The sequence below is a fragment of the Pseudomonas syringae pv. coryli str. NCPPB 4273 genome, from assembly GCF_000972175.1.
GTDB lineage: Bacteria > Pseudomonadota > Gammaproteobacteria > Pseudomonadales > Pseudomonadaceae > Aquipseudomonas > Aquipseudomonas syringae.
Map to the genome: position 1 here is coordinate 81,530 of NZ_AWQP01000037.1, position 25,733 is coordinate 107,262.

The following is a 25,733-nucleotide window of genomic DNA, read 5'->3' on the forward strand; positions in this document are numbered from 1 at the left end:
ACTGGCGCTCCCGCTCAATCAGTGATGTTCCATTCCTTCAGCGTTGGTCAGCTCCCTGATCAGCGCTGTCTGCTGTTCCTTGAATCTGGCTTCGAACTCTAGAATCCGTCCTTCGTACTCCGGGTCTTCGAGGCTGATATTGCGTTGCTCGAATTCGTCGGTGAGTTGGTTCAGTTCGGTCCTGTAGGCGCCTTCGAGTGCTTCGAAGCGTCCAGCGTGGGTTTCGCGCAGGTAACTGATCCAGTAATCCTGCTGCTGGGCAAAATGCAGGAAGGGCTCGCCGCGTTCGCCGTTTTGCACGCGAAGCAGTGCCGTGTCGAATTCCCCCGGCCTGATGGCCGCGTGGGCCTGGTACAGCATGCCTTCCGGCGGCACGGGCAAGTCCAGCGCGCTGGCCCAGTGCGTGCGATAGGCCAGACGTACCTCGGCTTCATCACGGTTGCCGGTCTGTTCGCGGGCTGCGGCATCCAGTTCCGACAGGCGATAAAGCCGCACGGTCAGCCGGTACAACAGGGTACCACGCTGCTCCGCCACGACGTCCTGCAACGACTGCCGGATAAACACCAGCACTTCCATCTGGTTGAACTCCAGAAGGATGCCGTCCGGGCAGGTATTGTTGTCACGAAACAGCCTGAGCGGCTCTTCGGCGATGGCGTTGAGGGTCTGTCCAAGTTGAGGGTCCTGACTCACGGAGAGCAGTACTCGCCAGACGCGCTCGCGCAGCGCTGTACGGCTGGCGATGTTGCGATAATCGGCGCTGTGACGCAGTGAATTGATCAGGTCGAGCAGGTTACGGGTATCCCCACGGGCTTCCAGCTGCTCCCAAATCTCACGCCGCCCGGCGCTCAACGGGTTGCTTTCGTCCAGCCAGGGCTCGACGGTGGCGGGTTCCGGTGTCGATGCGCGGCTGTCCTCTGACGACAGGTACTCTGCCACCGATGAATCCGAGTCGTGGTGTTCCGTCCAGTCCATCGCACTGAGTTCGGGCGGCAGGTTCATGTCGAAGGTGAAGGAGCGTCCGTAACGTTCTGACAGATGTGCCTGGCGCATGGTGTCTTCGGAAAGCGGATTGCTCAGCAGGCTTATTTCCGTATGCGCAAACTCGCTGCCGGGGTTGGCGAGTATGTGTTCTGGCAATTCGCTGATCAGATTGCCCTCCAGCAACAGTGTCCGGATTTGCGCCGGCACCATGCTCTCCACCCAGGTTGGCCATTCGACCATTCCGACATTGTTCAATGACAGCCAGTTGAGCGCTGTGCCACTGAGGCTGGCCAGGTCGCTGATGGCGCCTATCCGGTTGCCGTCCAGCTCCAGCCGCTCAAGCGTGGCAATCCGGCCGAAGAAATCGATGTGGTTTTGATCGATCATCATGCCCTGATCCATCAGCGATAGCGAACGAAGTGATCGAAGCTCGAGCAGCGCTGGCGGCAATTGCAGCAGCGGGGCGACATGCCCGCTCAATTCCAGCGAGGTCAGATCAGTCATGCGGCGCAACAGCTGATCAAGATCAGAGGCCGTGCCGGTGATTCTGCTCAGATGCAGATAGCGTATCTGGCGATAAAAGAAATCCGGCAGTTGTCGCGGAAAGTCGGTCAACGCAATATCTGTCAGGCGCAGGGGTCTGTGGATTTGCCCGAGGCTGAAGGTTCGCCAGTGATCGATCAGGATCCTGCCGATCTGACGGCGTGACTCGATGATCTGCTCGCTCGGTACGGCCATCGAACTGGAGGCATGCGTCCACTGATCAACGGCGGCAAATAACTCGGCACCTTCGTTCAATTGCCTGTTTACAGCGGCCTGCACGGCAAGCGGAGTGTCCATGACAAAACTGAAGGAACTGCCGGCGACTGCTTCATTGATACGCGCGTGCATCGCGGTGTGGCGGGACAGGGTGTTGCCGCGCAAGTCAATCACGGTCCTATGCCCAGAGCTGAGAGGATTGTCGAGGATCCAGCCGGGCAGTTCGGTCAGGTTGTTGTGGGCCACCGACAGCTCGCGGATGTTGTTCGGGATGATGTCGGTCAGCCAGGACGGCCAGCTGTGCATGCTGACCCGCTCCAGCACCAGCCGATCAAGGTGCAGCCAGCTCAGATCCATGGGCAACACGTTGATCAGTCGATTGCCACTGAGGTTCAGCATCCTCAGGCCAGGCATGCTGCGAAAATGGTCCATCTGCGTCTGATCCAGAAAAATCCTCTGGTTGATCAGCCCCAGTTCGGTCAGTTGTGGCAGCACACGGGACACTTGCTGAGGCAGGTTGAGAAAGACCGAAGTCTCGAGGGCCAGCCCGGCAGATGGCTCACTGATCAGGTTCAGTGCGCGGGTATGCGGGAAGCGTTGCAGGAAGGCTCCAAGTTCAATGCTGTTGGTCGACTGCCGGGGCAGGTTCATGCCGGCAGGCGTCAGGTCAACTGCCCCCGTGCGCGCTCTGGGCTCGACCGAGATGTTTTCCAGATGCAGCGCGGTCACGCGGTTGAAGACGAAGTCCGGCAGATGTCGCGGAAAGTCACTCAGCGAAACCCGTTGCAGACGCAGCGGCTCAAGCGTGCGTCCGATCTCGGGCAGATTGTTGAGGCGCCAGTGGCTCCAGATCGCTTCGTTGATCCGCGCGCGACTGCCGATGTGAGCCTGACTCATGGGAGGCATTGCCACGGTTTCATAGGCCCAGGTGTCGAGACTTGCGCGCAGCTGTATTTGCTCTCCCAGCAGGTCGTTGAGCCGCGCATCGATGGCTCTGTTGTCCCAACCGGCGTGGCGCAGGCGGCCGAGGATGTCTTCGGGAAACGCGTCCTGCAGTTCAAGCATGCGGATCTTGTCCAGCAGGCTTTCGTCGGTCATGTGCCAGTCGACCCTGCCACTGCCGCTTAGCGGGTAGCCAAGGCGGCCGTCTGCCAGACGCATGGGGGATTTCGAGCCTGGCTTGATCGCCTGCATGTTCAGCCATCGCGCGAGGTGCTGGCGGGGCAGGGGATTGTCCTGGATCAGCGCGGCCAGCGCCTGGCCCTGACCGGTGTGGGCAAAGCCCAACTGGTTGCGTTCGGCATCGGGCAGGGCGTGCAGCACGGACGAATAAAGATCGTCGAGCCCATGCAGGTGCTGATCGTCAGCGTCACGGGTCTCGTAACGATTGCCGTCCTTGATCAGCACTTTGCGCACAGGCGCATCCTCGGCACCGATGCTGTCGATCAGCCGGCCACCGAAATACCGGTCACGGACTTCCAGCCTGACCTGTGCAGGCCATTGCGGCAGGGCTTCAAGGCTGTGCAACGCAAGACAGTCGGTGTCGGCGCTGGAGACCGAGGTCAGATAAAGCCCCTCATAGGCCCGCGCCAGCCTTACCTGTTGTAAATAGGCGCTGGCCTCTTCGGCAACGGGCAGCGGCACGCGGCGCTCCGTCGTCATTTGCAGCCGCTCTGCCGGCAAGGCGTGGCTGGCCAGTTCCTCGGCAACCAACGGTGGCAGGCCTGGAAATGCCTTCTGCAGCGTCTGCACGCCGTCAGCCTCGGCGACGCTCAATGCGCGGTAACGGGATTCGAACAGCCAGCCTCGGGTGGCGCGGGCGCGTGCCGCCAATTGCGCCCGTAGCGTGATCAGTCGCGGTGACATGCCGAGCTGGCCGGCGCCGAACTCTTCATTGAGCAGGGTGCGGATTTCGTTGTTACTCAGCTTTTCCAGCACCTGGCGCAGGGCATCCGGCTGGTCGGCACGCACAGTGATGTGCAGGGTGTCAGCCGCGACCGGCTGATATGCAGGGGCGAATGTCTGGAGCGTGTGGCCCTCGGCATCCACCAGCACCAGCGCACGATTGCCCGGCCAGCCACGGTCCTGGCTCAACAGCTCCAGTTGAAGCGGTGCCGCCGCGTTTATATCGTTGGCTTCCAGTTGCTCGATGAATCGCTCGATCTCCTGGTCCAGCCTGAACCGGCGCGCCGTGTCCTCGAGCAATGCCGGAGGACGACGCTGATCGGTCAGTGCTTCGCGCATCACCGATTCAGGCGTGTTGCTGACGTTGACGATGCGCCTGGCGGTGCTGTCGGAAAACGTTTCGCTGGAATAGCCCAGCCGTCGGAACAAGGTCAGGCCTTCCATCTCCAGCGGCTGGTCGAGCTCATGCAGCCACGCTCCCGCGCCGTTGTGCCGCAAGGCGGGCTGGTAGCTGCCCGCGCGGGTCGGGTGCTCGATCAGGTAACCGTCGCCTTTGGCGGCAGGGCTGACCGAATAGGTGCGTCCTTCAAGTGGCAACCATTGTTTACCCTGCCATGTGTACAGGCCTGTAGCATCGGGCTGTAGCCCCTTGGGCAGGACGATGTCATGGGCAAAGGGCGTCAGGTCAGGCTTCCACAGGCGGGTCATGCCGCCCGGCAATTCCACGGGCTTGAGGCTGTTCACGAATTCTGGCGTCTGTACCGCCGGGATGCCTGCTGCGCCCGTCGCCGCAGCGCCAAGCGCCGATATCAGCGCAACGTTCTCGACCACATCGAACAGGTAGGCGAACGCCTGCTGTTTCTCGCCTTTGGCCCAGCTCTCCACGCCCTCATACACTTCGTGAGCCAGCTGAACGGCGGTAACGGCCATCATCACTTCGCCCAGTACCGGGACGACGAAGCCGGCGATGTTCAGGACATTGAAGGCGGTGTCCATGAAGTACTGCACGCGCTCATCGAAGGTCTTCTGGTCCTGTGCCGCAGTAGGCACCCCATGAAACAGTGCGTCGTCGCGCAGGGCAGCACGTTTGCGCTCGTACAGGTTCTCCGGCAGCGGACCTTGCAACAGCGTTTCTCTCAGGTCGAGTCGGGCGTTTCGGTCGGCTTCACGCTCCAGCCACTGACGCTCGAAAATGCCGCCTTTCTTGACTTTGGGGTGCAGGCGTTCGGACAACTTTTCAAACAAGGCACTTCGATGGCGCGCAGGTATGAAGCGCAGGAAGAAGTTCAGGTAGCCGTTGATGAACATCCGTTCGCGCAATGCGTTTATAAACACTTCGACCGAGTCGTATTCCTTGAGCGGCGCAACGGGATCATCCGGGATATACACCACAATTCGTTCCGTCTGCGTGACCATATCCCGGTCCTTGCCAATCACCAGAGGGCCGGTTAGTTCGATGTCGCCCAGGCACAGTACGCTGCAGTTGACCGGCCGGTTATCGAGTCGGACATGCTGTTTGCCGTCGAGAAGCTCCAGTAATGCGCCTTGCAAACCCGGGCTGACCTGCTGTTGCAGGGAGGCAATCTGCAACTGCAGCCGGATCGACGATGCTTCCAGTTGCATGAAGCTCTGGCGCAATCTCGATGCCGCAGCGTCTGCCGTTTCGTCGGGGGTCGAAGGCGCGCTGAAGGCGGCCTGGATATGCGCCTGATATTGGCCGCCCAGGTCCAGCTCACGGCACAGCGCCGCAAAGCCGGTCGGGGAGAGCGGCAAGGACTTTCCGCTGATCTGTGGGCCGATGATTTCAAACGAAGAAAACACCTGGGCCTTGAGGCCGGTGCTGGAATCCATTGCGCCCGGAACTGTTTCCCAGGCTTCGAAATTCTGCAACGCGGCGTTGAGCAGGCTTTGGGTCGCGGCCTTCAGGGCAATGTTTGCCTGCGTTAGCGGGTCTCTGGATGCCGTATTGAATGATTGGTCGACCCGCGCACGACTGGCATGGAACAGCCATGTGTCGGCGACGTCCACCTGCAGTCCGAAGCGATCCTTGATGGCGGCTGTCAGCAGGGGCCTTGCGAAGTCCTCCAGCGTCGACAGGCGATCCAGCGTCGGACGAACCTGTTGCTCGTACTCGCGGTGCTCGGCGTACAGGCGCTGCAGCTCGGCGAGCTGATCAGGGTTGGACTTACGTGCGCTCGCCAGCCATTGCACGGGGCGTCGCGAAGCCTTGCGCAAGGCTGCATGGGTCGCCGGCTCGGCCTGAAGCAGCCACTCGGGGGATTTGTCTTTTATCAGTTGCAGATGCGGGAGTGCAGGAGCCTTGCCCGACGGAGATAGATCCAGCATTTAAGTGCCTTGTCGTGAATGAACAGGCGACAAAGCTTACGGCCGCGACTTGCCGTGCAAGTGCTAACTATCTATGTACTCCCGCTGTTTCTGAAGACCGTTGCTCAAGTAGTGGTGGCGATGGCCGACAAGACATGAAGCGGGACGAAAGAGTGGCGATCGATAGCGGCCGTGACTTCGTTCTGTATTACCCATGTAACGTTTTACGGCTGGGCTATACTCACGCCGTTTGGACCGTCCGTCGGTCCGCTTCTTGAACACGGCCCGACGCCGTCGTTGAACTCTTGAGGGCTGACTGTGAAGAACTGGACCTTGCGCCAACGGATTCTGGCGAGTTTCGCCGTCATCATCGCAATCATGCTACTGATGGTCGTTGTATCTTATTCACGGTTGTTGTCCATCGAGTCCAGCGAGGAAGATGTGCGTCTCGATGCGTTGCCCGGCGTCTACTACAGCACCCTGGTGCGCAGTGCCTGGGGCGAGAGTTACATCCGCACGCTGGAGCTGATTGCCGAAGGGCAGGGGCGGCCGCTGACCAAGCAGGAAAAGGACCAGTTCAAGGGGTTTGAAGACGCCCTTCAGTCGCAGATGGACGGCTACAAGAAATCCATCTTCGATGACACGGACAGGGCCAGCTTTGCGGTGTTCGAAAAGCGCCGCGAGGTCTATTCGCGCATGCTTGCCGATGTTCACGCCAAGTACGAACGCGGTGATTATGCGGGCGCTCGCGATGAGTTTTACAACGAGCTCAATCCGGTCTGGAGCGAGGGCCGTCTGCAGCTCAGAGACCTGATCGTTGCCAACAAGCAACTGGCTGACCAGTCCACCACCAATATCGTCAACGCTGTGCTGGGTGCCAAGATCAGCATGGTGCTCTCTCTGCTGATCGCGGTCATGGCGGCGGCTGCCTGCGGGCTGCTGCTGATGCGCTCGATCACCTCTCCTATGCAGATGATCGTGAGTATTCTGGACGTCATGCGCAAGGGCGATTTGAGTACCCGGCTGAACCTGTCGCGCAAGGACGAGTTCAATGCGGTCGAGACCGGCTTCAACGACATGGTCTCCGAGCTCACCGCGCTGGTAGCGCAGGCGCAGCGCTCTTCGGTACAGGTCACTACCTCGGTCACCGAGATCGCTGCAACGTCCCGCCAGCAGCAGGCTACCGCCACCGAGACCGCGGCAACCACCACCGAGATCGGCGCGACGTCGCGGGAAATCGCCGCCACCTCGCGGGACCTGGTGCGGACCATGACTGAAGTCACTTCGGCGGCAGACCAGGCCTCGGTGCTCGCCGGCTCCGGTCAGCAGGGCCTGGCACGCATGGAAGACACCATGCATCAGGTGATGGGCGCTGCCAATCTGGTCAACGCCAAGCTGGCGATCCTCAACGAGAAGGCCGGCAACATCAATCAGGTCGTCGTCACCATCGTCAAGGTCGCCGACCAGACCAACCTGCTGTCGCTCAATGCCGCCATCGAGGCCGAAAAGGCCGGTGAATACGGTCGCGGGTTTGCAGTGGTGGCCACCGAGGTGCGTCGCCTGGCCGACCAGACTGCCGTCGCCACGTATGACATCGAGCAGATGGTGCGGGAAATCCAGTCGGCGGTGTCTGCTGGCGTGATGGGTATGGACAAGTTTTCCGAAGAGGTGCGCCGCGGCATGTTCGAGGTCACTCAGGTTGGCGAGCAATTGTCGCAGATCATCCATCAGGTTCAGGCGTTGGCACCCCGTGTGCTGATGGTCAACGAAGGCATGCAGGCTCAGGCCACCGGCGCCGAACAGATCAACCAGGCGCTGGTGCAACTGGCGGATGCCAGCAGCCAGACCGTCGAATCACTGCGTCAAGCCAGTTTCGCCATCGACGAGTTGAGTCAGGTCGCGGTCGGGCTGCGCAGTGGCGTCTCGCGTTTCAAGGTCTGAACGATCAATGAGCGATCACTCGCCGAGGCGCAATGGCACGCCACTGACCGCCAGCAAACTCTTTCTGCTGTTTTGCATCGGCGAAGACCGCTATGCGCTGGATGCGACCGAGATCGCCGAAATCCTGCCGCGTGTGAAGCTCAAGACCATTGCCCGGGCACCTCACTGGGTGGCGGGAATCTTCGCCCATCGTGGCGAGATCGTGCCGGTGATCGACATCAGTGCGCTGAACTCCGGTCAGCCGGCGCGCTCGCGTACCAGTACGCGCATGGTGCTGGTGCATTATCGCTACGACGACGCGCACCCGGCGCAGTTGCTCGGGCTGATTCTGGAACAGGCGACCGAAACGCTGCGCTGCCCGGTTGCGCAGTTCAAGGCCTACGGGCTGGACAATCGCCTGTCGCCGTACCTTGGGCCGGTGCGAGAGGATGAGCAGGGCCTGCTGCAGTGGATTCATGTCCACGAGCTGTTGAGCGAGCCGGTCCGCGAGTTGTTGTACCCGGTGCCGCCGATTGACCTCGAATTGCTTGAGGACGCGCAATGAAGGTGGATGATTCGCGCTTCTTCAGCTTTCTCAAGGAGCGTATCGGCCTGGATGTGACGTCCGTCGGCGAAGCGATCATCGAGCGCGCCTTGCGTCAGCGGGCGGCGGCCGCCCACTGCGCTGACAGCGATGCCTACTGGCATCTTCTGGTCTCGTCGGCGCAGGAGCAGCAGGCGCTGATCGAAGCGGTGATCGTTCCCGAGACCTGGTTCTTTCGTTATCCCGAATCGTTTGTCACCCTGGGCATGCTGGCCCGTGAGCGTATCGCCAGCCTTGCCGGTGCGCGCCCCTTGCGCATTCTCAGCCTGCCGTGCTCGACCGGTGAGGAGCCATATTCCATCGCCATGGCGTTATTCGACGCCGGGGTCGACGCCAGGCAATTCAAGGTCGATGCCATCGATATCAGCCCCGTTTCGATTGCCAAGGCCGAGCACGGTATTTACGGCAAAAACTCGTTTCGTGGCAGCGACATCAGTTATCGCGAGCGGTATTTCAATCCGGTCGCTGACGGCTTTGAAATCGCTGACAGTGTTCGCGCCTGTGTGAGTTTTCAGCCGGGCAACCTGCTCGATCCCAAACTCGTTTCGCAAGCGGCTTATGACATCGTCTTCTGCCGCAATCTGGTGATCTATTTTGATCGGCAGACCCAGCAACATGTGTTCAAGGTGCTCAAACAACTGACCCGTGAAGACGGCCTGCTGTTCATCGGTCCGGCGGAGGGCAACCTGCTGGCCGCCATCGGCATGCGCTCGACGGGGATCGCCCAGTCGTTCGCGTTCCGGCACGCACCTGTCGATGCGGCGGTGCCAGCCCCGGTGCCAAAACAGGTCGCTGCACCCGTTGCGCCCCGTCCTGTCGTCGAGGCACCTGCCAGAGCGGTCGCGCCACGACCTGCGCCGCGCACCTCCGCCGCATTCGCGCCCATTGCAAAACCAGACGCTGCGGCGGGCAACAGCGAGGTGTCGGCGTTGCTCGACAGGATTGCGGGGCTGGCCAACGAAGGCAAAAGTGCCGAGGCGCGGGCTGCATGCGAGCGTTACCTGCAGCAGCATGAGCCGGTCGCGCAGGTTTTTTACTGGCTGGGTCTGCTCAGCGAAGTGGAAGGCCGTGTGCCACAGGCGCAGGGCTTCTATCGCAAGGCGCTGTATCTGCAACCGCAGCACTCAGAATCGCTGGCCCAACTGGCGGCATTGCTGGCTGCCCAGGGTGACACTGCCGGCGCGCGGCGCCTGCAGGACCGCGTTGCGCGTGGCGCGAATAAACAAGGAAACCAATGATGGCGGGCGTGTCCGGTTTTTCCAGTCTGACCCATGATCAGGCTCTGGATATCGATGATTGCTGGAACCGCATCGGTATTCATGGCGATCGCTCCTGCCCGTTGCTTGCAGAGCACATCCACTGCCGCAACTGCGCGGTCTATTCGGCTGCCGCCACCCGTTTGCTGGACCGCTATTCGCTGGCCCAGGAATCGCCCGAGCATTTTCAGGGCTCGGTGCTGCTGCGCGACATCGAGACTCGTTCGATTCTGGTATTCCGGCTTGGCGAAGAGTGGCTGGGGCTGGCGTCGCGCTGCCTCTCGGAAGTCGCCCCCAGCCAGACCATCCATTCACTGCCACACCAGCGCTCGCGTGCGTTGCTGGGTGTCGCCAATGTACGCGGCGCTCTGGTAGCGTGCATTTCACTGGTCGAGCTGCTGGGGCTGGACAGCACCGTTGTGAATACCCCGTCGACGCGGGTGGTGCCGCGTATGCTGATCGTGAGCGTCGAAGGCGGCCCGGTGGTGGTGCCAGTCGATGAGGTAGACGGTATTCACGCCATTGACGAGCGCGAGCTGGAAGCCGCTTCGGCGTCCGGCACGCACGCCAATGCCCGTTTCACCCGTGGCGTGCTGCAATGGAAGGGCCGCAGCCTGCGCTGGCTGGACGAAGATGAGTTGTTGTCGGCGGTGTATCGGAGCCTCACATGACGCCAGATCAAATGCGTGACGCCTCGCTGTTCGAACTGTTCACGCTGGAAGCCGACGCGCAGACCCAGGTACTCAGTGCGGGCCTGCTGGCACTCGAACGTAACCCGACCCAGGCGGATCAGCTGGAAGCCTGCATGCGTGCCGCTCATTCGCTCAAGGGCGCAGCGCGAATCGTCGGCGTCGATTTCGGCGTGAGCGTCGCGCATGTGATGGAAGACTGTCTGGTCAGCGCCCAGGAAGGGCGTCTGCTGCTTCAGGCCGAGCATATCGACGCGTTGCTGTCGGGGACCGACCTGTTGATGCGTATTGCCACGCCTGGCAGCGACGGTATTGGTCAGCCTGATATCGACAGTTACGTCGAAAGGCTCAATACGCTGCTGGCTTCCGGCGCTGGCGCAGCGCGTGCGGTCAGTACGCCCCTGCCGGACCCGGCCTCGGACGCTTTGCTCGCCAGCGCGATGCTGCAGTTCGAAACGTCCGGCGCGGCAGTTGTGCCGGAGTCTGTGCCCGAGCCGTCGGCCGCAGACTCGTCTGCGCCCGCCCATCCAGCCGATATGCCGATGCCGGAACCTGAAGCACCGTTCACGCCATTACGTGAACGGCGTGTGGCCGAAGGTGGCGAACGCGTGTTGCGAGTCACTGCCGAGCGTCTTAACGGTCTGCTGGACATGTCCAGCAAATCGCTGGTCGAGACCCAGCGCCTCAAACCGCTGCTGGCCGGTATGCAGCGGCTCAAGCGCCTGCAAAGCAGCAGCGACCGTGCGCTGGAAGTACTGGGTGCCAGTTTTGGCGAGGAAGGTCCTTCGGCCGATGTGCAAAAAGCCCTGGAAGACGCGCGCAGCCTCCTGTCCCAGGCGCAACAGGTGTTGGCCCGGCACACTGCCGAGCTGGATGAATTCGGTTGGCAGTCGGCGCAACGTGCGCAGTTGCTATACGACACGGCACTCGCCTGCCGCATGCGACCTTTCGCCGATGTGCTGAACGGCCAGGCACGCATGGTCCGCGATCTGGGGCGTGAGCTGGGCAAACAGGTCCGCTTGCAGATCGAAGGCGAAAAGACGCAGGTCGATCGCGATGTGCTGGAAAAGCTCGATGCACCATTGACCCATCTGTTGCGCAACGCCGTGGACCATGGCATCGAGTCGCCCGAGCAGCGCGTGGCGTCCGGCAAGGACCCTGAAGGTCTGATTCGTCTGCAGGCCTCGCATCAGGCCGGCTTGCTGGTCGTTGAGTTGAGCGATGACGGCGGTGGCGTGGACCTTGAACGTGTGCGCCAGAGTATCGTTGACCGCAAGCTTTCGCCTGCCGAAACCGCTGCGCAGTTGAGCGAGGAAGAACTGCTGAGTTTTCTGTTTCTGCCGGGCTTCAGCATGCGCGACAAGGTCACGCAGATTTCCGGCCGTGGTGTCGGCCTCGATGCCGTGCAGCATATGGTTCGCCAGATGCACGGCAGCGTCGAGCTGCAGCAATGGGCGGGCGAGGGCAGTCGCTTCAGAATTGAAATGCCGCTGACGCTTTCAGTGGTACGCAGCCTGGTCGTGGAAGTGGGCGGCGAAGCCTACGCCTTTCCGCTGGCTCACATCGAACGTATGCGCGACCTGCAGCCTGACGACATTCTGCAACTGGAAGGGCGTCAGCATTTCTGGGATGAAGAGCGGCATGTGGGGCTGGTCTCGGCCAGTCAACTGCTGAACCGGCCGCCTGCGCAGAAGGCCGGAGAAACGCTCAAGGTCGTGGTCATCCGCGAGCGCGATGCGGTTTATGGCGTCGCCGTCGAACGCTTCATCGGTGAGCGTACGCTGGTGGTGATGCCGCTCGATGCGCGCCTGGGCAAGGTGCAGGACGTGTCGGCAGGAGCCTTGCTCGACGACGGTTCGGTGGTGCTGATCATCGATGTCGAAGACATGCTGCGCTCGGTGGAAAAACTCCTGAATACCGGCCGCCTGGAACGCATCGATCGACGCGATCGCCAGGCAGACCAGGTGTCACGCAAGCGCGTGCTGGTGGTCGATGATTCTTTGACCGTGCGCGAGCTGGAGCGCAAGCTGCTGGTCAGTCGCGGCTACCAGGTGTCGGTGGCCGTAGACGGGATGGACGGCTGGAACGCGCTGCGCGCCGAGGACTTCGACCTGCTGATTACCGACATCGACATGCCGCGTATGGACGGTATCGAGCTGGTGACCCTGTTGCGCCGCGATACCCGCTTGCAGTCCTTGCCGGTCATGGTCGTGTCCTACAAGGACCGCGAAGAAGACCGGCGTCGCGGCCTGGACGCCGGCGCCGATTATTACCTGGCCAAGGCCAGTTTCCACGATGATGCCTTGCTCGACGCTGTCGTCGAATTGATAGGAGACGCGCAAGGATGAAGATTGCCATCGTCAACGATATGCCAATGGCCATCGAAGCCCTGCGCCGTGCGCTGGCCTTCGAGCCCGCGCATCAGATCATCTGGGTGGCGTCCAATGGTGCCGACGCCGTGCAGCGTTGTGTCGAGCGGACCCCGGATCTGATCCTGATGGACCTGATCATGCCGGTGATGGATGGCGTGGAAGCCACGCGCCGGATCATGGCCGAAACACCCTGTGCCATCGTCATCGTGACCGTCGACCACGAGCAGAACATGCGCCGCGTGTTCGAAGCGATGGGGCACGGCGCAGTGGATGTGGTAGACACGCCGGCCATCGGTGGTCCCAATCCAAAAGAGGCGGCGGCGCCCCTGCTACGCAAGATCCTCAATATCGACTGGCTGATCGGCCAGCGTGTCGGCTTTGAACGGGTCGCGGCTGCACCGGTTTCCGCGCCGTCGAGACGTGACCGGCTCGTCGCGATCGGTTCCTCGGCAGGCGGGCCTGCAGCGCTGGAGATTCTGCTCAAGGCGCTTCCGGTAAGTTTTCCTGCAGCGATTGTCCTCGTGCAGCATGTCGATCAGGTCTTCGCCGCCGGTATGGCCGACTGGTTGAGCTCTGCCTCCGGCCTGCCGGTACGTCTGGCCAGGGAAGGCGAAACGCCACAGCCGGGTGTGGTGTTGCTGGCGGGCACCAATCATCACATTCGATTGCTCAAGGACGGCACGCTGGCGTACACGGCGGAGCCGGTGAATGAAGTTTACAGACCCTCGATTGATGTGTTTTTCGAGAGCGTCACCCGTTTTTGGAGTGGTGAGGCGGTCGGCGTTCTGCTGACCGGGATGGGGCGCGACGGTGCACAGGGGCTCAAGGCCATGCGCGAGCGGGGGTTTCTGACCATCGCTCAGGATCAGGCCAGCTCTGCTGTGTATGGCATGCCCAAGGCTGCCGCAGCCATCGATGCTGCCGTGGAAATCTGTCCGTTACCCGCCATAGCACCTCGCTTGATCGAGGTATTTACTCAATGACTGCTGTGCTGAACTCAGTGGCAGTCGGCGATCAGGAGAAAGATCATGAATGACCTGCAAACGGATGAGCTCAAGACGCCGGATGAAAACAGCGCAATGGTACTTCTGGTGGACGATCAGGCCATGATTGGTGAAGCCGTACGACGCGGCCTGGCCGGCCATGAGTCTATCGACTTTCATTTTTGTGCCGACCCGCATCAGGCGATTGCCCAGGCCGTGCAGATCAAGCCGACGGTGATTCTGCAGGACCTGGTGATGCCGGGCCTCGACGGGCTGACGCTGGTGCGCGAGTACCGCAGCAACCCGCTGACCCGCGATATCCCGATCATCGTGCTGTCCACCAAGGAAGACCCGTTGATCAAGAGCGCGGCGTTCACGGCCGGTGCCAACGACTACCTGGTCAAACTGCCGGACAACATCGAGCTGGTGGCGCGTATTCGCTATCACTCGCGCTCGTACATGACCCTGCTGCAGCGCGACGAGGCCTATCGGGCTCTGCGCGTCAGCCAGCAGCAACTGCTCGATACCAATCTGGTGCTGCAGCGCCTGATGAATTCCGATGGCCTCACGGGCCTGTCTAATCGCCGTCATTTCGACGAGTACCTGGAACTGGAGTGGCGCCGGGCAATTCGCGAGCAGTCCCAGTTGTCGTTGCTGATGATCGATGTCGACTACTTCAAGCCCTACAACGACAACTTCGGGCATCTGGAGGGCGACGAGGCCCTGCGCCAGGTCGCCAAGGCCATCCGCAACAGTTGCAGTCGTCCGTCGGACTTGCCGGCTCGCTACGGGGGCGAGGAATTCGCCATGGTCCTGCCCAATACCTCACCGGGCGGGGCGCGTCTGCTCGCTGAAAAACTGCGCCAGAGCGTGTCAGGCATGAATATCCCGCACATTGCGCCAGCGCCAGGTTCCAGCCTGACGGTGAGTATCGGGGTGGCGACCATGACGCCACAGCTCGGAATGCACAGCCGTCAGCTGATTCTGGATGCCGACAAGGGGCTTTATCAGGCCAAGAACAACGGACGCAATCAGGTCGCGGCGGGCTGACGTCGGCTGCGATCGGTAAAATAGGCCGCACAACGCCTGCCCGACGGGCTGCTTTCGTGGTCCGCCCTGGGGTATACTCGTCGGCTTTGAAAATTTCGCCTGCGAGTGCTGCCTACCATGGAAATCAACCCGATCCTAAACAGCATCAAGGATTTGTCCGAGCGCTCCGAAACCATTCGGGGGTATCTTTGACTACGATCACAAACATGATCGTCTGACCGAAGTCAACCGCGAGCTCGAAGATCCAAACGTCTGGAACAACCCGGCCTACGCCCAGGAACTGGGGCGCGAGCGCTCCCTGCTGGCGCAGATCGTCGAAACCCTGGACGAAATGTCCTCGGGTCTGGCCGATGCCAAAGACCTGTTGCTGATGTCTGCCGAAGAAGAAGACCAGGCTGCCGTCGATGACGTCGCTGCCGAAGTCGAGCGCCTGCGCGAATCGCTGGAAAAGCTCGAATTCCGCCGCATGTTCAGTGGCGATATGGACCCCAACAACGCTTACCTGGACATCCAGGCCGGCTCCGGTGGTACTGAAGCGCAGGACTGGGCCAACATCCTGCTGCGCATGTACCTGCGCTGGGCCGACAAGCGCGGTTTCGACGCCACCATCATGGAACTGTCCGCTGGTGAAGTCGCCGGTATCAAGGGCGCTACCGTGCACATCAAGGGCGAATACGCCTTTGGCTGGCTGCGTACCGAGATCGGCGTTCACCGTCTGGTGCGCAAGAGCCCGTTCGACTCCGGCAACCGTCGCCACACCTCGTTCTCGGCCGTATTCGTTTCGCCGGAAATCGATGACAACATCGAAATCGACATCAACCCGGCGGACCTGCGCATCGACACCTACCGCTCCTCCGGGGCCGGTGGTCAGCACGTAAACACCACTGACTCGGCGGTGCGTATCACCCACGTTCCGACCAATACCGTGGTCAGCTGCCAGAACGAGCGTTCCCAGCATGCGAACAAGGACACCGCCATGAAAATGCTGCGGGCCCGTTTGTATGAGCAGGAAGTGCAGAAGCGTAACGCGGCGTCCCAGGCGCTTGAAGACACCAAGTCCGATATCGGCTGGGGTCATCAGATTCGCTCTTACGTACTGGACGCCTCGCGTATCAAGGACCTGCGGACCAACATCGAACGCAGCGACTGCGACAAGGTGCTTGATGGCGATATCGACGAATACCTGATCGCGAGCCTCAAGCAAGGGCTGTAAACCGTCAGCCGACACCTCAAGTCCCTCGTCGCAAGGCGAGGGCGAACCTGTGATGGAATATTTAAAGACATGAGCGACCAACAACTCGACCCGCAAGCCCTGCAACAGGAAGAAAACACCCTGATCGCCTTGCGCAAGGAAAAGCTTGCTGCAGGCCGTGCCAAGGGTCAGGCCTTCCCCAACGACTTCCGCCGCGACAGCTACTGCAATGACCTGCAGAAACAGTACGTCGACAAGACCAAGGAAGAACTGGCAGAGGCAGCGATCCCGGTCAAGGTTGCCGGTCGCATCATGCTCAACCGTGGCTCGTTCATGGTGATCCAGGACATGACCGGGCGCATCCAGGTCTACGTCAACCGCAAGACCCTGCCTGAAGAAACCCTGGCCGAGGTGAAAACTTGGGACCTGGGCGACATCATCGCTGCCGAAGGTACGCTGGCACGCTCCGGCAAGGGCGACCTGTACGTCGAGATGACCAGCGTTCGCCTGCTGACCAAGTCATTGCGTCCGCTGCCCGACAAGCACCACGGCCTGACCGACACCGAACAGCGCTACCGTCAGCGTTACGTCGACCTGATCGTCAACGAGGAAGTGCGCGAGACCTTCCGCGTGCGCTCGCAGGTCATCGCTCACATCCGCAGCTTCCTGATGAAGCGCGACTTTCTCGAAGTCGAAACGCCGATGCTGCAGACCATTCCCGGCGGCGCGGCGGCCAAGCCGTTCGAAACCCACCACAACGCGCTGGACATGGAAATGTTCCTGCGTATCGCCCCGGAGCTTTACCTCAAGCGTCTGGTGGTCGGTGGTTTCGAGAAGGTCTTCGAGATCAATCGCAACTTCCGTAACGAAGGTGTTTCGACCCGGCACAACCCCGAGTTCACCATGCTCGAGTTCTACCAGGCCTACGCCGATTACGAAGACAACATGGACCTCACCGAGGAACTGTTCCGCGAACTGGCGCAACTGGTGCTGGGCACCACCGACGTGCCTTATGGCGACAAGGTGTTCCACTTCGGCGAACCGTTCGTACGTCTCTCTGTGTTCGACTCGATCCTCAAGTACAACCCTGAGCTGACCGCTGCCGACCTGCAGGACATCGACAAGGCGCGCGCCATTGCGAAAAAGGCCGGTGCCAAGGTGCTGGGCTTCGAAGGCCTGGGCAAATTGCAGGTGATGATTTTCGAAGAGCTGGTCGAGCACAAGCTGGAACAGCCGCACTTCATTACCCAGTACCCGTTCGAAGTGTCGCCGCTGGCGCGTCGCAATGATGAAAACCCGAACGTTACCGACCGTTTCGAGTTGTTCATCGGCGGTCGCGAAATTGCCAACGCCTACTCCGAGCTCAACGACGCCGAAGACCAGGCCGAACGCTTCCAGGCGCAGGTGGCCGACAAGGATGCAGGTGACGACGAAGCCATGCACTACGACGCCGACTTCGTGCGTGCGCTGGAGTACGGCATGCCGCCGACGGCAGGCGAGGGGATCGGCATCGACCGGTTGGTGATGTTGCTCACCGACTCGCCGTCGATCCGCGACGTGATCCTCTTCCCGCATATGCGCCCGCAAGCGTAATCAGTGTTAAAACAGCCGCCTTCATTGGGCGGCTTTTTTTAAGTGTTTTTCAGATCGACTCATTTCAGAGCGACTTATAAGGAAGCTGTCGTGACGATTGCCAGAGAAGGGGCCGCCGGAGTAGCCAGCGCGGTGGCCAAAAGCGTCAAGTATCAGGGCCGCAAGGCTGCGCGCGAGGGCAGTGAGCAGCGCAGGCAGGTCATTCTCGATGCCGCCATGCGTATCGTGGTGCGTGATGGCGTACGCGCCGTGCGCCATCGCGCAGTGGCCGCTGAAGCCAGTGTGCCGCTGTCGGCAACCACCTATTACTTCAAGGATATCGATGATCTGCTGACTGATGCCTTCGCCCAGTATGTACAGCGCAGCGCTGACTATCTGGCGCGGCTGTGGCAGAACACCGAAGGCATTCTGCGCGAGATGATGAGCCGCAGTTCCGGGAGTCCGACCGACCGTTTTCGTCTGGCGGACGACATCGCGCGTATGGTGATGGAGCATATCCGCCATCAACTGCTGACCCGGCGTGACTATCTGATCGCCGAGCAGGCGTTCTACCACGAAGCACTGATCAATCCGCGCCTGACGCCATTGGTCATGGCCCACCAGGAAATTTTGCTTCAAGGCAGTTGTCAGTTCTTTCAGGTGATCGGTTCCCTGCAGCCCTATCAGGATGCTCAGGTGTTGACGGGGCTCATCCGTCGCATTGAGTATCAAGGTCTGCTGCATGGGCCGCCGCGTCAGGCGGACGAAGAAATGCTCTGTATCCTGACCCGGCAGATGCGTCTGGTTCTGGGGACGCCGCAGCCGCTTCGAGGGTGACTATACTGCTGCGCGAGTGCCCCGGATCGGCTGCTCAGACGGTTTGACGAGCCTGCCAGTTTCGATATTTTCCAGCGGTGGCGTGTTGTTCCGCGCCGCCAAGCAGTAGCGTGACAGCCAGCCAAGGAGTACCGGTGGACGAGTATCAACAGACTATTCGTGCTTTATCGGATCGGATCGTCGTTGCACAGACGCCGATTCGCATTCTGGATGCAGTTAAATGGGATGAGAACGTCCGAAAGGAGTTTCTGGCCGCCAAGGGCAAGGCGCTGCCTGCCGTGGACCGCGCTTATTACGAAAACCGTCCGCTGGGTTTCGACTCTTCCGCCTTGAAGCAAGAGTTCCAGAACATCGAGCGCGACGTTACGCGTCAACTGGGGCAGTTCAACCCGGTCGGGCAGATCATGCGCCGCATGTGCCGTGAGTACCGCATGGTGGTGCGTATGCTTGAAGCACGCGGCACGTCCGACTTCGGGCTGATTTCTCAGGAATTGTACGGCGCGGCATCCGACGCTTTCCATGCGGGTGATCCGACGCTGGCCGATCTCGGCTTGATGCTCTCGGATTACCTGAACAACATTGCCGGGCGCGGTGACCTGAAGGACGAGCCGAAAACGCTCACCGCCAAGGACGCTGTTTCGCTGCTGCAATCGCGTTTGAACCGCGTGTTCGGTGAGGCCGAGGAGACCATCCGGGTTTTCGAATCCGACGGGATCGTCGCCGATGCGGCTGCCGGTGCCGACTACATCAAGATCCGCACCGACGCGATGTTCAACGAACGCGATGTACGCGCGCTGGAAGTTCACGAAGGACTGGTGCACGTGGGCACCACGCTGAACGGGCAAAACCAGCCGATCTGTACGTTCCTGTCCAAAGGTCCGCCATCTTCGACGGTGACGCAGGAAGGCCTGGCGATTCTCATGGAAGTCATCGCCTTTGCATCCTATCCGAGCCGCCTGCGCAAGCTGACCAATCGCACGCGCGCCATTCACATGGCCGAGCAGGGGGCCGATTTTCTGCAGGTGTTCGAGTTTTACCAGGAGCAGGGCTTTGGCATGTCCGAGAGCTATGGCAATGCCAGTCGCGTCTTCCGCGGCTCGGTGCCCAACGGCCTGCCGTTCACCAAGGACCTGTCCTACCTGAAGGGCTTCATCATGGTCTACAACTACATTCAGCTTGCCGTGCGCAAGGGCAAGCTCGAACAGGTACCGCTGCTGTTCTGCGGCAAGACCACGCTGGAAGACATGCGTACCCTGCGCCAACTGGTGGACGAAGGGCTGGTGGTTGCACCCAAGTACCTGCCCGAGCAGTTCCGTGACATGAACGCCCTGTCAGCCTGGATGTGCTTCTCCAACTTCCTCAACCACCTGAGCCTGGACCGCATCGAAGCGGACTACTCGAATATTTTGTAGGCCGAACTGACTATCGTGCCAATGCTCCGCGTTGGCATGCAGTGGGTGACGCTCCGCGTCACAAATCTGCGCCGCGCTGCACAGTCAGGATAGGACGCAGAGCGTCCAGAACGGCATTCCCGCGCTGGAGCGTGAGGAACGATAATCTTGTAACTATCGTGCCATTGCTCCGCGCCAGCACAGCAGTGATGTGGCGATGAAAACAACAAGGAAAGCTCATTTGAAACTGCTCGGCATCTTCACCCTGGTCCTTGCGCTCACCGGCTGCAGTTCGATGTTGTTCTACCCCGAGCAGGGCGTTCCGTTCACCCCCGACAAGGCGCGCCTGCAGTATCAGGACGTGAACCTCACCGCTGCCGACGGGACGCGCCTGCATGGCTGGTGGCTGCCCGCCAAGGAAGGTGTGCCGGTGAAGGGTACAGTGCTGCATCTGCACGGCAACGGTGGCAACCTGTCCTGGCATCTGGGTGGCGTCTGGTGGTTGCCCGAGCAGGGTTATCAAGTGTTGATGCTGGATTACCGGGGCTATGGCGAGTCGCAGGGCGAGCCAAGCCTGCCGGCGGTCTACGAGGACGTTCAGGCCGCTTTCGACTGGTTGAACACTGCGCCGCAAGTGCAAGGCAAACCGCTTGTGGTGCTAGGGCAAAGCATTGGTGGGGCGCTGGCGGTGCATTACCTGTCCGAACACCCGCAAGAGCGCTCGCGGATCAAGGCATTGGTGCTGGACAGCGTGCCGGCCAGCTACCGCAGTGTCGCGCGAAACTCGCTGAGCAAATCGTGGCTGACCTGGCCATTGAAAACGCCCCTGTCCTGGTTTATCCCGGAGGCCGACAGCGCGGTCAACGGCCTGCCAAAACTGGCTGGCACACCGATGCTGATCTTTCACAGCATGGACGACACGCTGGTGCCGCTCGCCAACGGCATCGAGCTGTACAAGGCCGCGCCGCCTCCGCGTGTATTGCAATTGACCCGCGGCGAACACGTGCAGACGTTCGCAGACCCTCTCTGGCGTCAGGTCATGCTGCGTTATCTGGACGACCCGACGCATTTCAACGGCCTGCGCCGCCTTGCGGAAGTGCCCAACTACCCGACCCCTGCAACACCGCCAGCGCCATGAGCCGCGAGCGTAACCTCAACGGCATGATCCTCAGCGCCGTTGGTGCAGTCATCGGCACGGTGGGCTGTCTGTGGTTTTACGGCTACCTGCACTTCGCAAAGCCCGAGGATGCACTGCTGCTCGGTGAATTCAACCTGCTCAAAACCGTCCCCGGCGAGGATTACAAGGTCGCTGCCACGCCAGCCGCCGAGGTGGCGCAGTGCGTTGATGGCGTACTGGTGTTGTTCGATACGTCGCGAAAAGGTCTGTCGGGCGTATTGATCGATGATCGCAGGCAGGCAGTGCGTTGCCTCGGCCAGCAAACGCCCCGGCAATAAGACCGCCGCAAAAACCCTCGCTCATGAAAAAGCCCCGCCTGTATGCGCAGGCGGGGCTTCGGTGCAGCAGCTCAGTCGCTTATTTCATCGAAGAGCGTGGTGCAACAGGCTGGTTGTCGTTGGAGATGGTGACTTCCACACGACGGTTCATGGCGCGGCCCGAGTTGCTGGAGTTGTCAGCAACCGGGTATTCCTTGCCATAACCCATGGTCACAACGCGCGCTGGGTCTACACCCATGCGTACCAGAGCCATGCGCACCGAGTTGGCGCGACGCTCGGACAGCGACTGGTTGTAGGAAGCCGAACCGGTGCTGTCGGTGTAGCCTTCGACGATCACTTTACGGTCCGTGTTTTCCTGCAGGAAGCCAGCCAGCTTGCCAATGTCGCCCTGGGCGGTTGGCTTCAGTTCGGCCTTGTTGTAGTCGAACAGCACGTCACCGAAAGTCACCAGCGTACCACGTTCGGTCTGCTTGGCGTTCAGGCTGTTTTTCAGTGCGGCGATCTGCGCGTCGCGCGCTTCCAGACGGGCCTTGGCGCGGTCGGCAGAAGCGTTTTGCAGCGCTGCTTCAGAGGTGCGCAGGGCGATGGTCTGCTTGGCCAGCTCGATACGCTGGTTGGTCAGGTACGACAGTTGGTCGACTTTCTGTACGTCGTCATCGTTACGGAAGGCCTGTTCTGCCTTGGTCAGCCATTCGCTGGCGTCCTTGGTTTCAAGGGCTGCGACCTGAGTGGCCTGAGGGTTGGTCTGCAGCGCGGTGAAGTTGCTGCGAGCCTGTTCCAGGTTAGGGTTCGGCTTGGTTGCACAGGCTGCCAGAGCAACGCTCATGGCCAGCAGAGCAGGGATCATCAATTGTTTGCGCATAATAGGGTCGTCCTTTAATCAGTTACGAATTCATGAAAACAGAAGGGTGTGCAGGGCAATCACTGCACCTGGCGCAGGCCTTCTTCACGGAGTTCGTTGACGCCTTGACGAGCGTCCTGCACGGCCTTGGCAGCTTTGGCGGCCTGGGATTTACGTTCTGCTACGCGAGCGTCCCACTCGGCTTGTTCAGCCAGACGGCGTGCTTCATCGTATTTGTGATCCTGCATGGCCAGATCAGCAGCTTTGAGCTTGTCCTGAGCCGACTTCATTTCTACCGCCGCGAACTCGGTACCACCAGCGCTGACAGCGCTGTTGACGGCCGATTGCGAAACCGCGTACTGCTCGGAGGGCGGGTTACCGGCACAACCGGCCAGGATAAAGGTGCTACCGAGTGCCAGCGCAGCCAGCTTGAGACCGCGCAGGCCTTTGAACTTGGTTTTGGCAGTTAGGGTGTTCATGTTGATCAACTCCAATGTCTGACTCCAACGTGGTTATCCATGACAGTCGTTGCATCAAGTCCGGGCATCAGGTTGTACAACCGCCTACTGCCTTTCGGGCTTTCCTGTAATGGTTAATCGTTCCGACCTTCGCGGTTTTTGAATAGTTCAGATAAATATCTACTGAGCGGTCAGGATTTTTCAGAAGCATTCAGATGAGTGCCAATATGTTGGTCATCATATGAAGGCGCGTCGAACGACGTTCAATAACCCTGATGGCGTTCAGGTTTTTGCTGAAGCATTTGTCCAATTGCAGGCTTTTGGTGCACTGTTGGCACAGCGGATTTGAATTCACGTACGCCCGTGCTGCCGAGCGGGTACGCAACTGAGCCCAGATAAAAAACGGGAGAGGAACGATGGCCGATATCGATGCGCGTCTGCGCGAAGACGTTCACCTGTTGGGTGAGCTGTTGGGGAATACCATTCGTGAACAGCGAGGCGCTGAATTTCTCGACAAGATCGAGCGTATTCGCAAAGGCGCCAAAGCGGGCAGACGCGGTTCCGCGGCAGGGGCCGAGCAGCTCAGTTCCAGCGTCGACGGGCTGGGTGATGACGAGCTGCTGCCGGTTGCGCGTGCCTTCAACCAGTTTCTCAACCTGGCCAATATTGCCGAGCAGTATCAGCTCATGCACCGCCGCGACGATAAACAGCCGCTGCCGTTCGAGTCGCGAGTACTGCCCGAGCTGCTTGATCGCCTCAAGGCCGAAGGCCACTCACCCGACGCCTTGGCACGCCAGCTGAGCAAGCTGGAAATCGAACTGGTGCTGACTGCGCACCCGACCGAGGTTGCACGCCGTACGCTGATTCAGAAATACGACGCCATCGCTGCGCAGCTGGCCGCACTTGATCATCGCGATCTCAACAGCAGCGAGCGCACACAGATTACTTCGCGCCTGCAGCGGCTGATTGCCGAGGCCTGGCACACCGAAGAGATCCGGCGCATCCGACCCACGCCGGTCGATGAAGCCAAATGGGGTTTCGCGGTCATTGAACACTCGCTCTGGCACGCCATTCCAAACTACCTGCGCAAGGCTGACCATGCGCTGCATGCGGCCACCGGCCTGCATCTGCCCCTGGAAGCCGCGCCGATCCGTTTTGCCTCCTGGATGGGCGGCGACCGTGACGGCAACCCGAATGTCACGGCTGCGGTCACCCGCGAAGTGCTGTTGCTGGCGCGCTGGATGGCGGCTGACCTGTATTTGCGTGACGTGGACAATCTCGCCGCAGAACTGTCGATGCAGCAGGCCAGCGATGCTCTGCGTGCCAGCGTGGGTGACAGCGCCGAACCTTATCGGGCGGAACTCAAACGCCTGCGCGAGCGCCTGCGTGCGACGCGCAACTGGGCCAATGCCTCGTTGAGCGAAACCCTGCCTGCGCCGGAAGCGGTGCTGCAAGACAGCCGTGAACTGCTTGACCCATTGATGCTGTGCTTCCAGTCGCTGCACGAATGCGGCATGGGTGTGATCGCCGACGGGCCGCTTCTGGATTGCCTGCGTCGGGCCGTCACATTCGGCCTGTTCCTGGTGCGTCTGGATGTTCGCCAGGATTCCAGCCGTCACTGCGCAGCGATGACCGAAATCACTGATTATCTGGGGCTGGGTCGCTACGAAGAGTGGGATGAGCAGACCCGCATCGACTTTCTGTTGCGTGAATTGAATAACCGCAGGCCGCTGCTGCCGAGCTATTTCAAACCGGCCGCCGACACCGCAGAGGTGCTGGCAACCTGCCGGGAGGTGGCGGCCGCTCCGGCGGCGTCGCTGGGGTCTTATGTGATCTCGATGGCCGGCTCGGCCTCGGATGTACTGGCCGTGCAATTGCTGCTCAAGGAATCCGGGCTGCAGCGGCCCATGCGTGTGGTGCCGCTGTTCGAGACCCTAGCCGACCTGGACAACGCCGGACCGGTGATCGAGACGCTGCTCGGGCTGCCGGGCTATCGCTCGCGTCTGCACGGCCCGCAAGAGGTGATGATCGGCTATTCCGACTCGGCCAAGGATGCCGGCACGACGGCGGCGGCCTGGGCGCAGTATCGTGCCCAGGAAAGACTGGTGGAGATCTGCCGCGAGCAGCAGGTTGAATTGCTGCTGTTCCACGGCCGCGGCGGTACAGTCGGTCGTGGCGGCGGCCCGGCGCACGCGGCGATCCTGTCGCAGCCACCGGGTTCTGTGGCCGGACGCTTCCGGACCACCGAGCAAGGTGAAATGATTCGTTTCAAATTCGGTCTGCCGGACATCGCCGAACAGAACCTCAATCTTTATCTGGCCGCCGTGCTGGAAGCGACCCTGTTGCCGCCGCCACCTCCACAACCGGCGTGGCGGACGATGATGGACCAGATGGCCGACGACGGGGTCAGCGCCTACCGCGCGGTGGTGCGTGAGAACCCGGAATTCGTCGAGTATTTCCGCCAGGCGACACCCGAGCAGGAGCTGGGGCGTTTGCCACTCGGCAGCCGTCCGGCCAAGCGCCGCGAGGGCGGTGTAGAGAGTCTCCGTGCCATTCCGTGGATCTTCGCCTGGACGCAGACGCGTCTGATGCTGCCCGCCTGGCTGGGCTGGGAAGCTGCACTGAGCAAGGCGCTGGAGCGCGGCGAAGGCGAGGTGCTGGCACAGATGCGTGAACAGTGGCCGTTCTTCAGAACGCGCATCGACATGCTGGAAATGGTCCTCGCCAAAGCCGATGCGGACATCGCCCGGCTTTACGACGAACGTCTGGTCAGCGCCGAGCTGCAACATTTGGGCGCACATTTACGCGACCTATTGTCGCAGGCGTGCAATGTGGTGCTGGGGTTGACCGGGCAGACGCAACTGCTGGCCCATAGCCCTGAAACGCTGGAATTCATCAGCCTGCGCAACACCTACCTTGACCCGTTGCATTTGCTCCAGGCAGAGCTGCTGTCGCGCTCGCGTAATCGTGAAGCCAGTCTGGACAGTCCTCTGGAACTGGCGCTGCTGGTGTCTGTAGCGGGGATTGCTGCCGGTCTGCGCAACACGGGCTGATGGATCAGGCCGTTGTCATCGTCGGGCCTTTTCGGTCCGGCGATGGCCAGCGCCGGATTTGCAGGCTGGCCTGCCGTAAACCTTGATACA

17 protein-coding genes are annotated in these 25,733 nt (G+C 60.9%); 14 read left to right on the forward strand and 3 right to left on the reverse strand.

The annotated features are described in order from the left end of the window. Positions 1-18: 18 nt before the first annotated feature. On the reverse strand, positions 19-5,991 hold the full coding sequence (locus P406_RS15870; RefSeq protein WP_046236699.1) for an NEL-type E3 ubiquitin ligase domain-containing protein: 5,973 nt from the start codon (positions 5,989-5,991) through the stop codon (positions 19-21). Positions 5,992-6,288: 297 nt separating this feature from the next. On the opposite strand from P406_RS15870, the gene P406_RS15875 reads away from it, so the two are divergent. The 13 genes from P406_RS15875 to P406_RS15935 all read left to right on the forward strand — a co-directional run bounded on the left by P406_RS15875 (position 6,289) and on the right by P406_RS15935 (position 21,291). Then, positions 6,289-7,911: a methyl-accepting chemotaxis protein gene (locus P406_RS15875; RefSeq protein WP_003409235.1), complete on the forward strand. Its 1,623-nt coding sequence runs from the start codon at positions 6,289-6,291 to the stop codon at positions 7,909-7,911. A gap of 7 nt (positions 7,912-7,918) precedes the next feature. After that, the gene (locus P406_RS15880; protein WP_003409237.1) at positions 7,919-8,455 is read left to right on the forward strand and encodes a chemotaxis protein CheW; all 537 of its coding nucleotides are present in this window, start codon (positions 7,919-7,921) and stop codon (positions 8,453-8,455) included. Then, positions 8,452-9,732 (forward strand): CheR family methyltransferase, encoded by a 1,281-nt coding sequence (locus P406_RS15885; RefSeq protein ID WP_046236700.1) that lies wholly within the window; start codon positions 8,452-8,454, stop codon positions 9,730-9,732. Before P406_RS15880 ends, P406_RS15885 begins: the two co-directional genes overlap by 4 nt. Further along, entirely contained in the window at positions 9,732-10,421 is a 690-nt protein-coding gene (locus P406_RS15890) for a chemotaxis protein CheW (RefSeq protein ID WP_046236701.1), read from the forward strand. The genes P406_RS15885 and P406_RS15890 overlap by 1 nt, the downstream gene beginning before the upstream one ends. Continuing rightward, the gene (locus tag P406_RS15895) at positions 10,418-12,787 is read left to right on the forward strand and encodes a hybrid sensor histidine kinase/response regulator (protein WP_046236702.1); all 2,370 of its coding nucleotides are present in this window, start codon (positions 10,418-10,420) and stop codon (positions 12,785-12,787) included. Before P406_RS15890 ends, P406_RS15895 begins: the two co-directional genes overlap by 4 nt. Further along, the gene (locus P406_RS15900) at positions 12,784-13,794 is read left to right on the forward strand and encodes a chemotaxis response regulator protein-glutamate methylesterase (protein ID WP_046236703.1); all 1,011 of its coding nucleotides are present in this window, start codon (positions 12,784-12,786) and stop codon (positions 13,792-13,794) included. The genes P406_RS15895 and P406_RS15900 overlap by 4 nt, the downstream gene beginning before the upstream one ends. A 45-nt stretch (positions 13,795-13,839) precedes the next feature. After that, on the forward strand, positions 13,840-14,844 hold the full coding sequence (locus P406_RS15905; protein ID WP_003409246.1) for a response regulator: 1,005 nt from the start codon (positions 13,840-13,842) through the stop codon (positions 14,842-14,844). Between the two features lie 117 nt (positions 14,845-14,961). After that, positions 14,962-16,057, forward strand: a protein-coding gene (gene prfB, locus P406_RS15910; RefSeq protein ID WP_096102164.1) for a peptide chain release factor 2 whose coding sequence is annotated in 2 segments (ribosomal slippage) — positions 14,962-15,033 and positions 15,035-16,057 — 1,095 coding nt in all. Because the reading frame shifts where the segments join, the coding sequence is not laid out codon by codon here. A gap of 69 nt (positions 16,058-16,126) precedes the next feature. After that, positions 16,127-17,629, forward strand: a complete 1,503-nt coding sequence (lysS, locus tag P406_RS15915) for a lysine--tRNA ligase (protein ID WP_003415497.1) — start codon at positions 16,127-16,129, stop codon at positions 17,627-17,629. Between the two features lie 90 nt (positions 17,630-17,719). After that, a complete protein-coding gene (locus P406_RS15920; RefSeq protein WP_046236704.1) occupies positions 17,720-18,445 on the forward strand; it encodes a TetR/AcrR family transcriptional regulator in 726 nt (241 codons plus the stop codon). Positions 18,446-18,579: 134 nt separating this feature from the next. Further along, on the forward strand, positions 18,580-19,857 hold the full coding sequence (locus P406_RS15925; protein WP_003339622.1) for a flavohemoglobin expression-modulating QEGLA motif protein: 1,278 nt from the start codon (positions 18,580-18,582) through the stop codon (positions 19,855-19,857). A gap of 220 nt (positions 19,858-20,077) precedes the next feature. Then, positions 20,078-20,974 (forward strand): alpha/beta hydrolase, encoded by an 897-nt coding sequence (locus tag P406_RS15930; RefSeq protein WP_003415499.1) that lies wholly within the window; start codon positions 20,078-20,080, stop codon positions 20,972-20,974. After that, complete coding sequence (locus P406_RS15935) at positions 20,971-21,291, forward strand: PA3694 family proteiin (RefSeq protein ID WP_003409260.1); 321 nt, start codon at positions 20,971-20,973, stop codon at positions 21,289-21,291. Before P406_RS15930 ends, P406_RS15935 begins: the two co-directional genes overlap by 4 nt. Before the next feature lie 79 nt (positions 21,292-21,370). Here the strand turns inward: P406_RS15935 and lptF are convergent, their stop codons facing one another. Further along, positions 21,371-22,153 (reverse strand): lipotoxin F family OmpA-related lipoprotein LptF, encoded by a 783-nt coding sequence (gene lptF / locus P406_RS15940; RefSeq protein ID WP_046236705.1) that lies wholly within the window; start codon positions 22,151-22,153, stop codon positions 21,371-21,373. 59 nt (positions 22,154-22,212) lie between these two features. Next, positions 22,213-22,626, reverse strand: a complete 414-nt coding sequence (locus P406_RS15945) for a DUF4398 domain-containing protein (protein WP_003409265.1) — start codon at positions 22,624-22,626, stop codon at positions 22,213-22,215. Between the two features lie 380 nt (positions 22,627-23,006). On the opposite strand from P406_RS15945, the gene ppc reads away from it, so the two are divergent. Further along, on the forward strand, positions 23,007-25,643 hold the full coding sequence (gene ppc, locus P406_RS15950) for a phosphoenolpyruvate carboxylase (protein WP_046236706.1): 2,637 nt from the start codon (positions 23,007-23,009) through the stop codon (positions 25,641-25,643). Positions 25,644-25,733 lie beyond the last annotated feature (90 nt).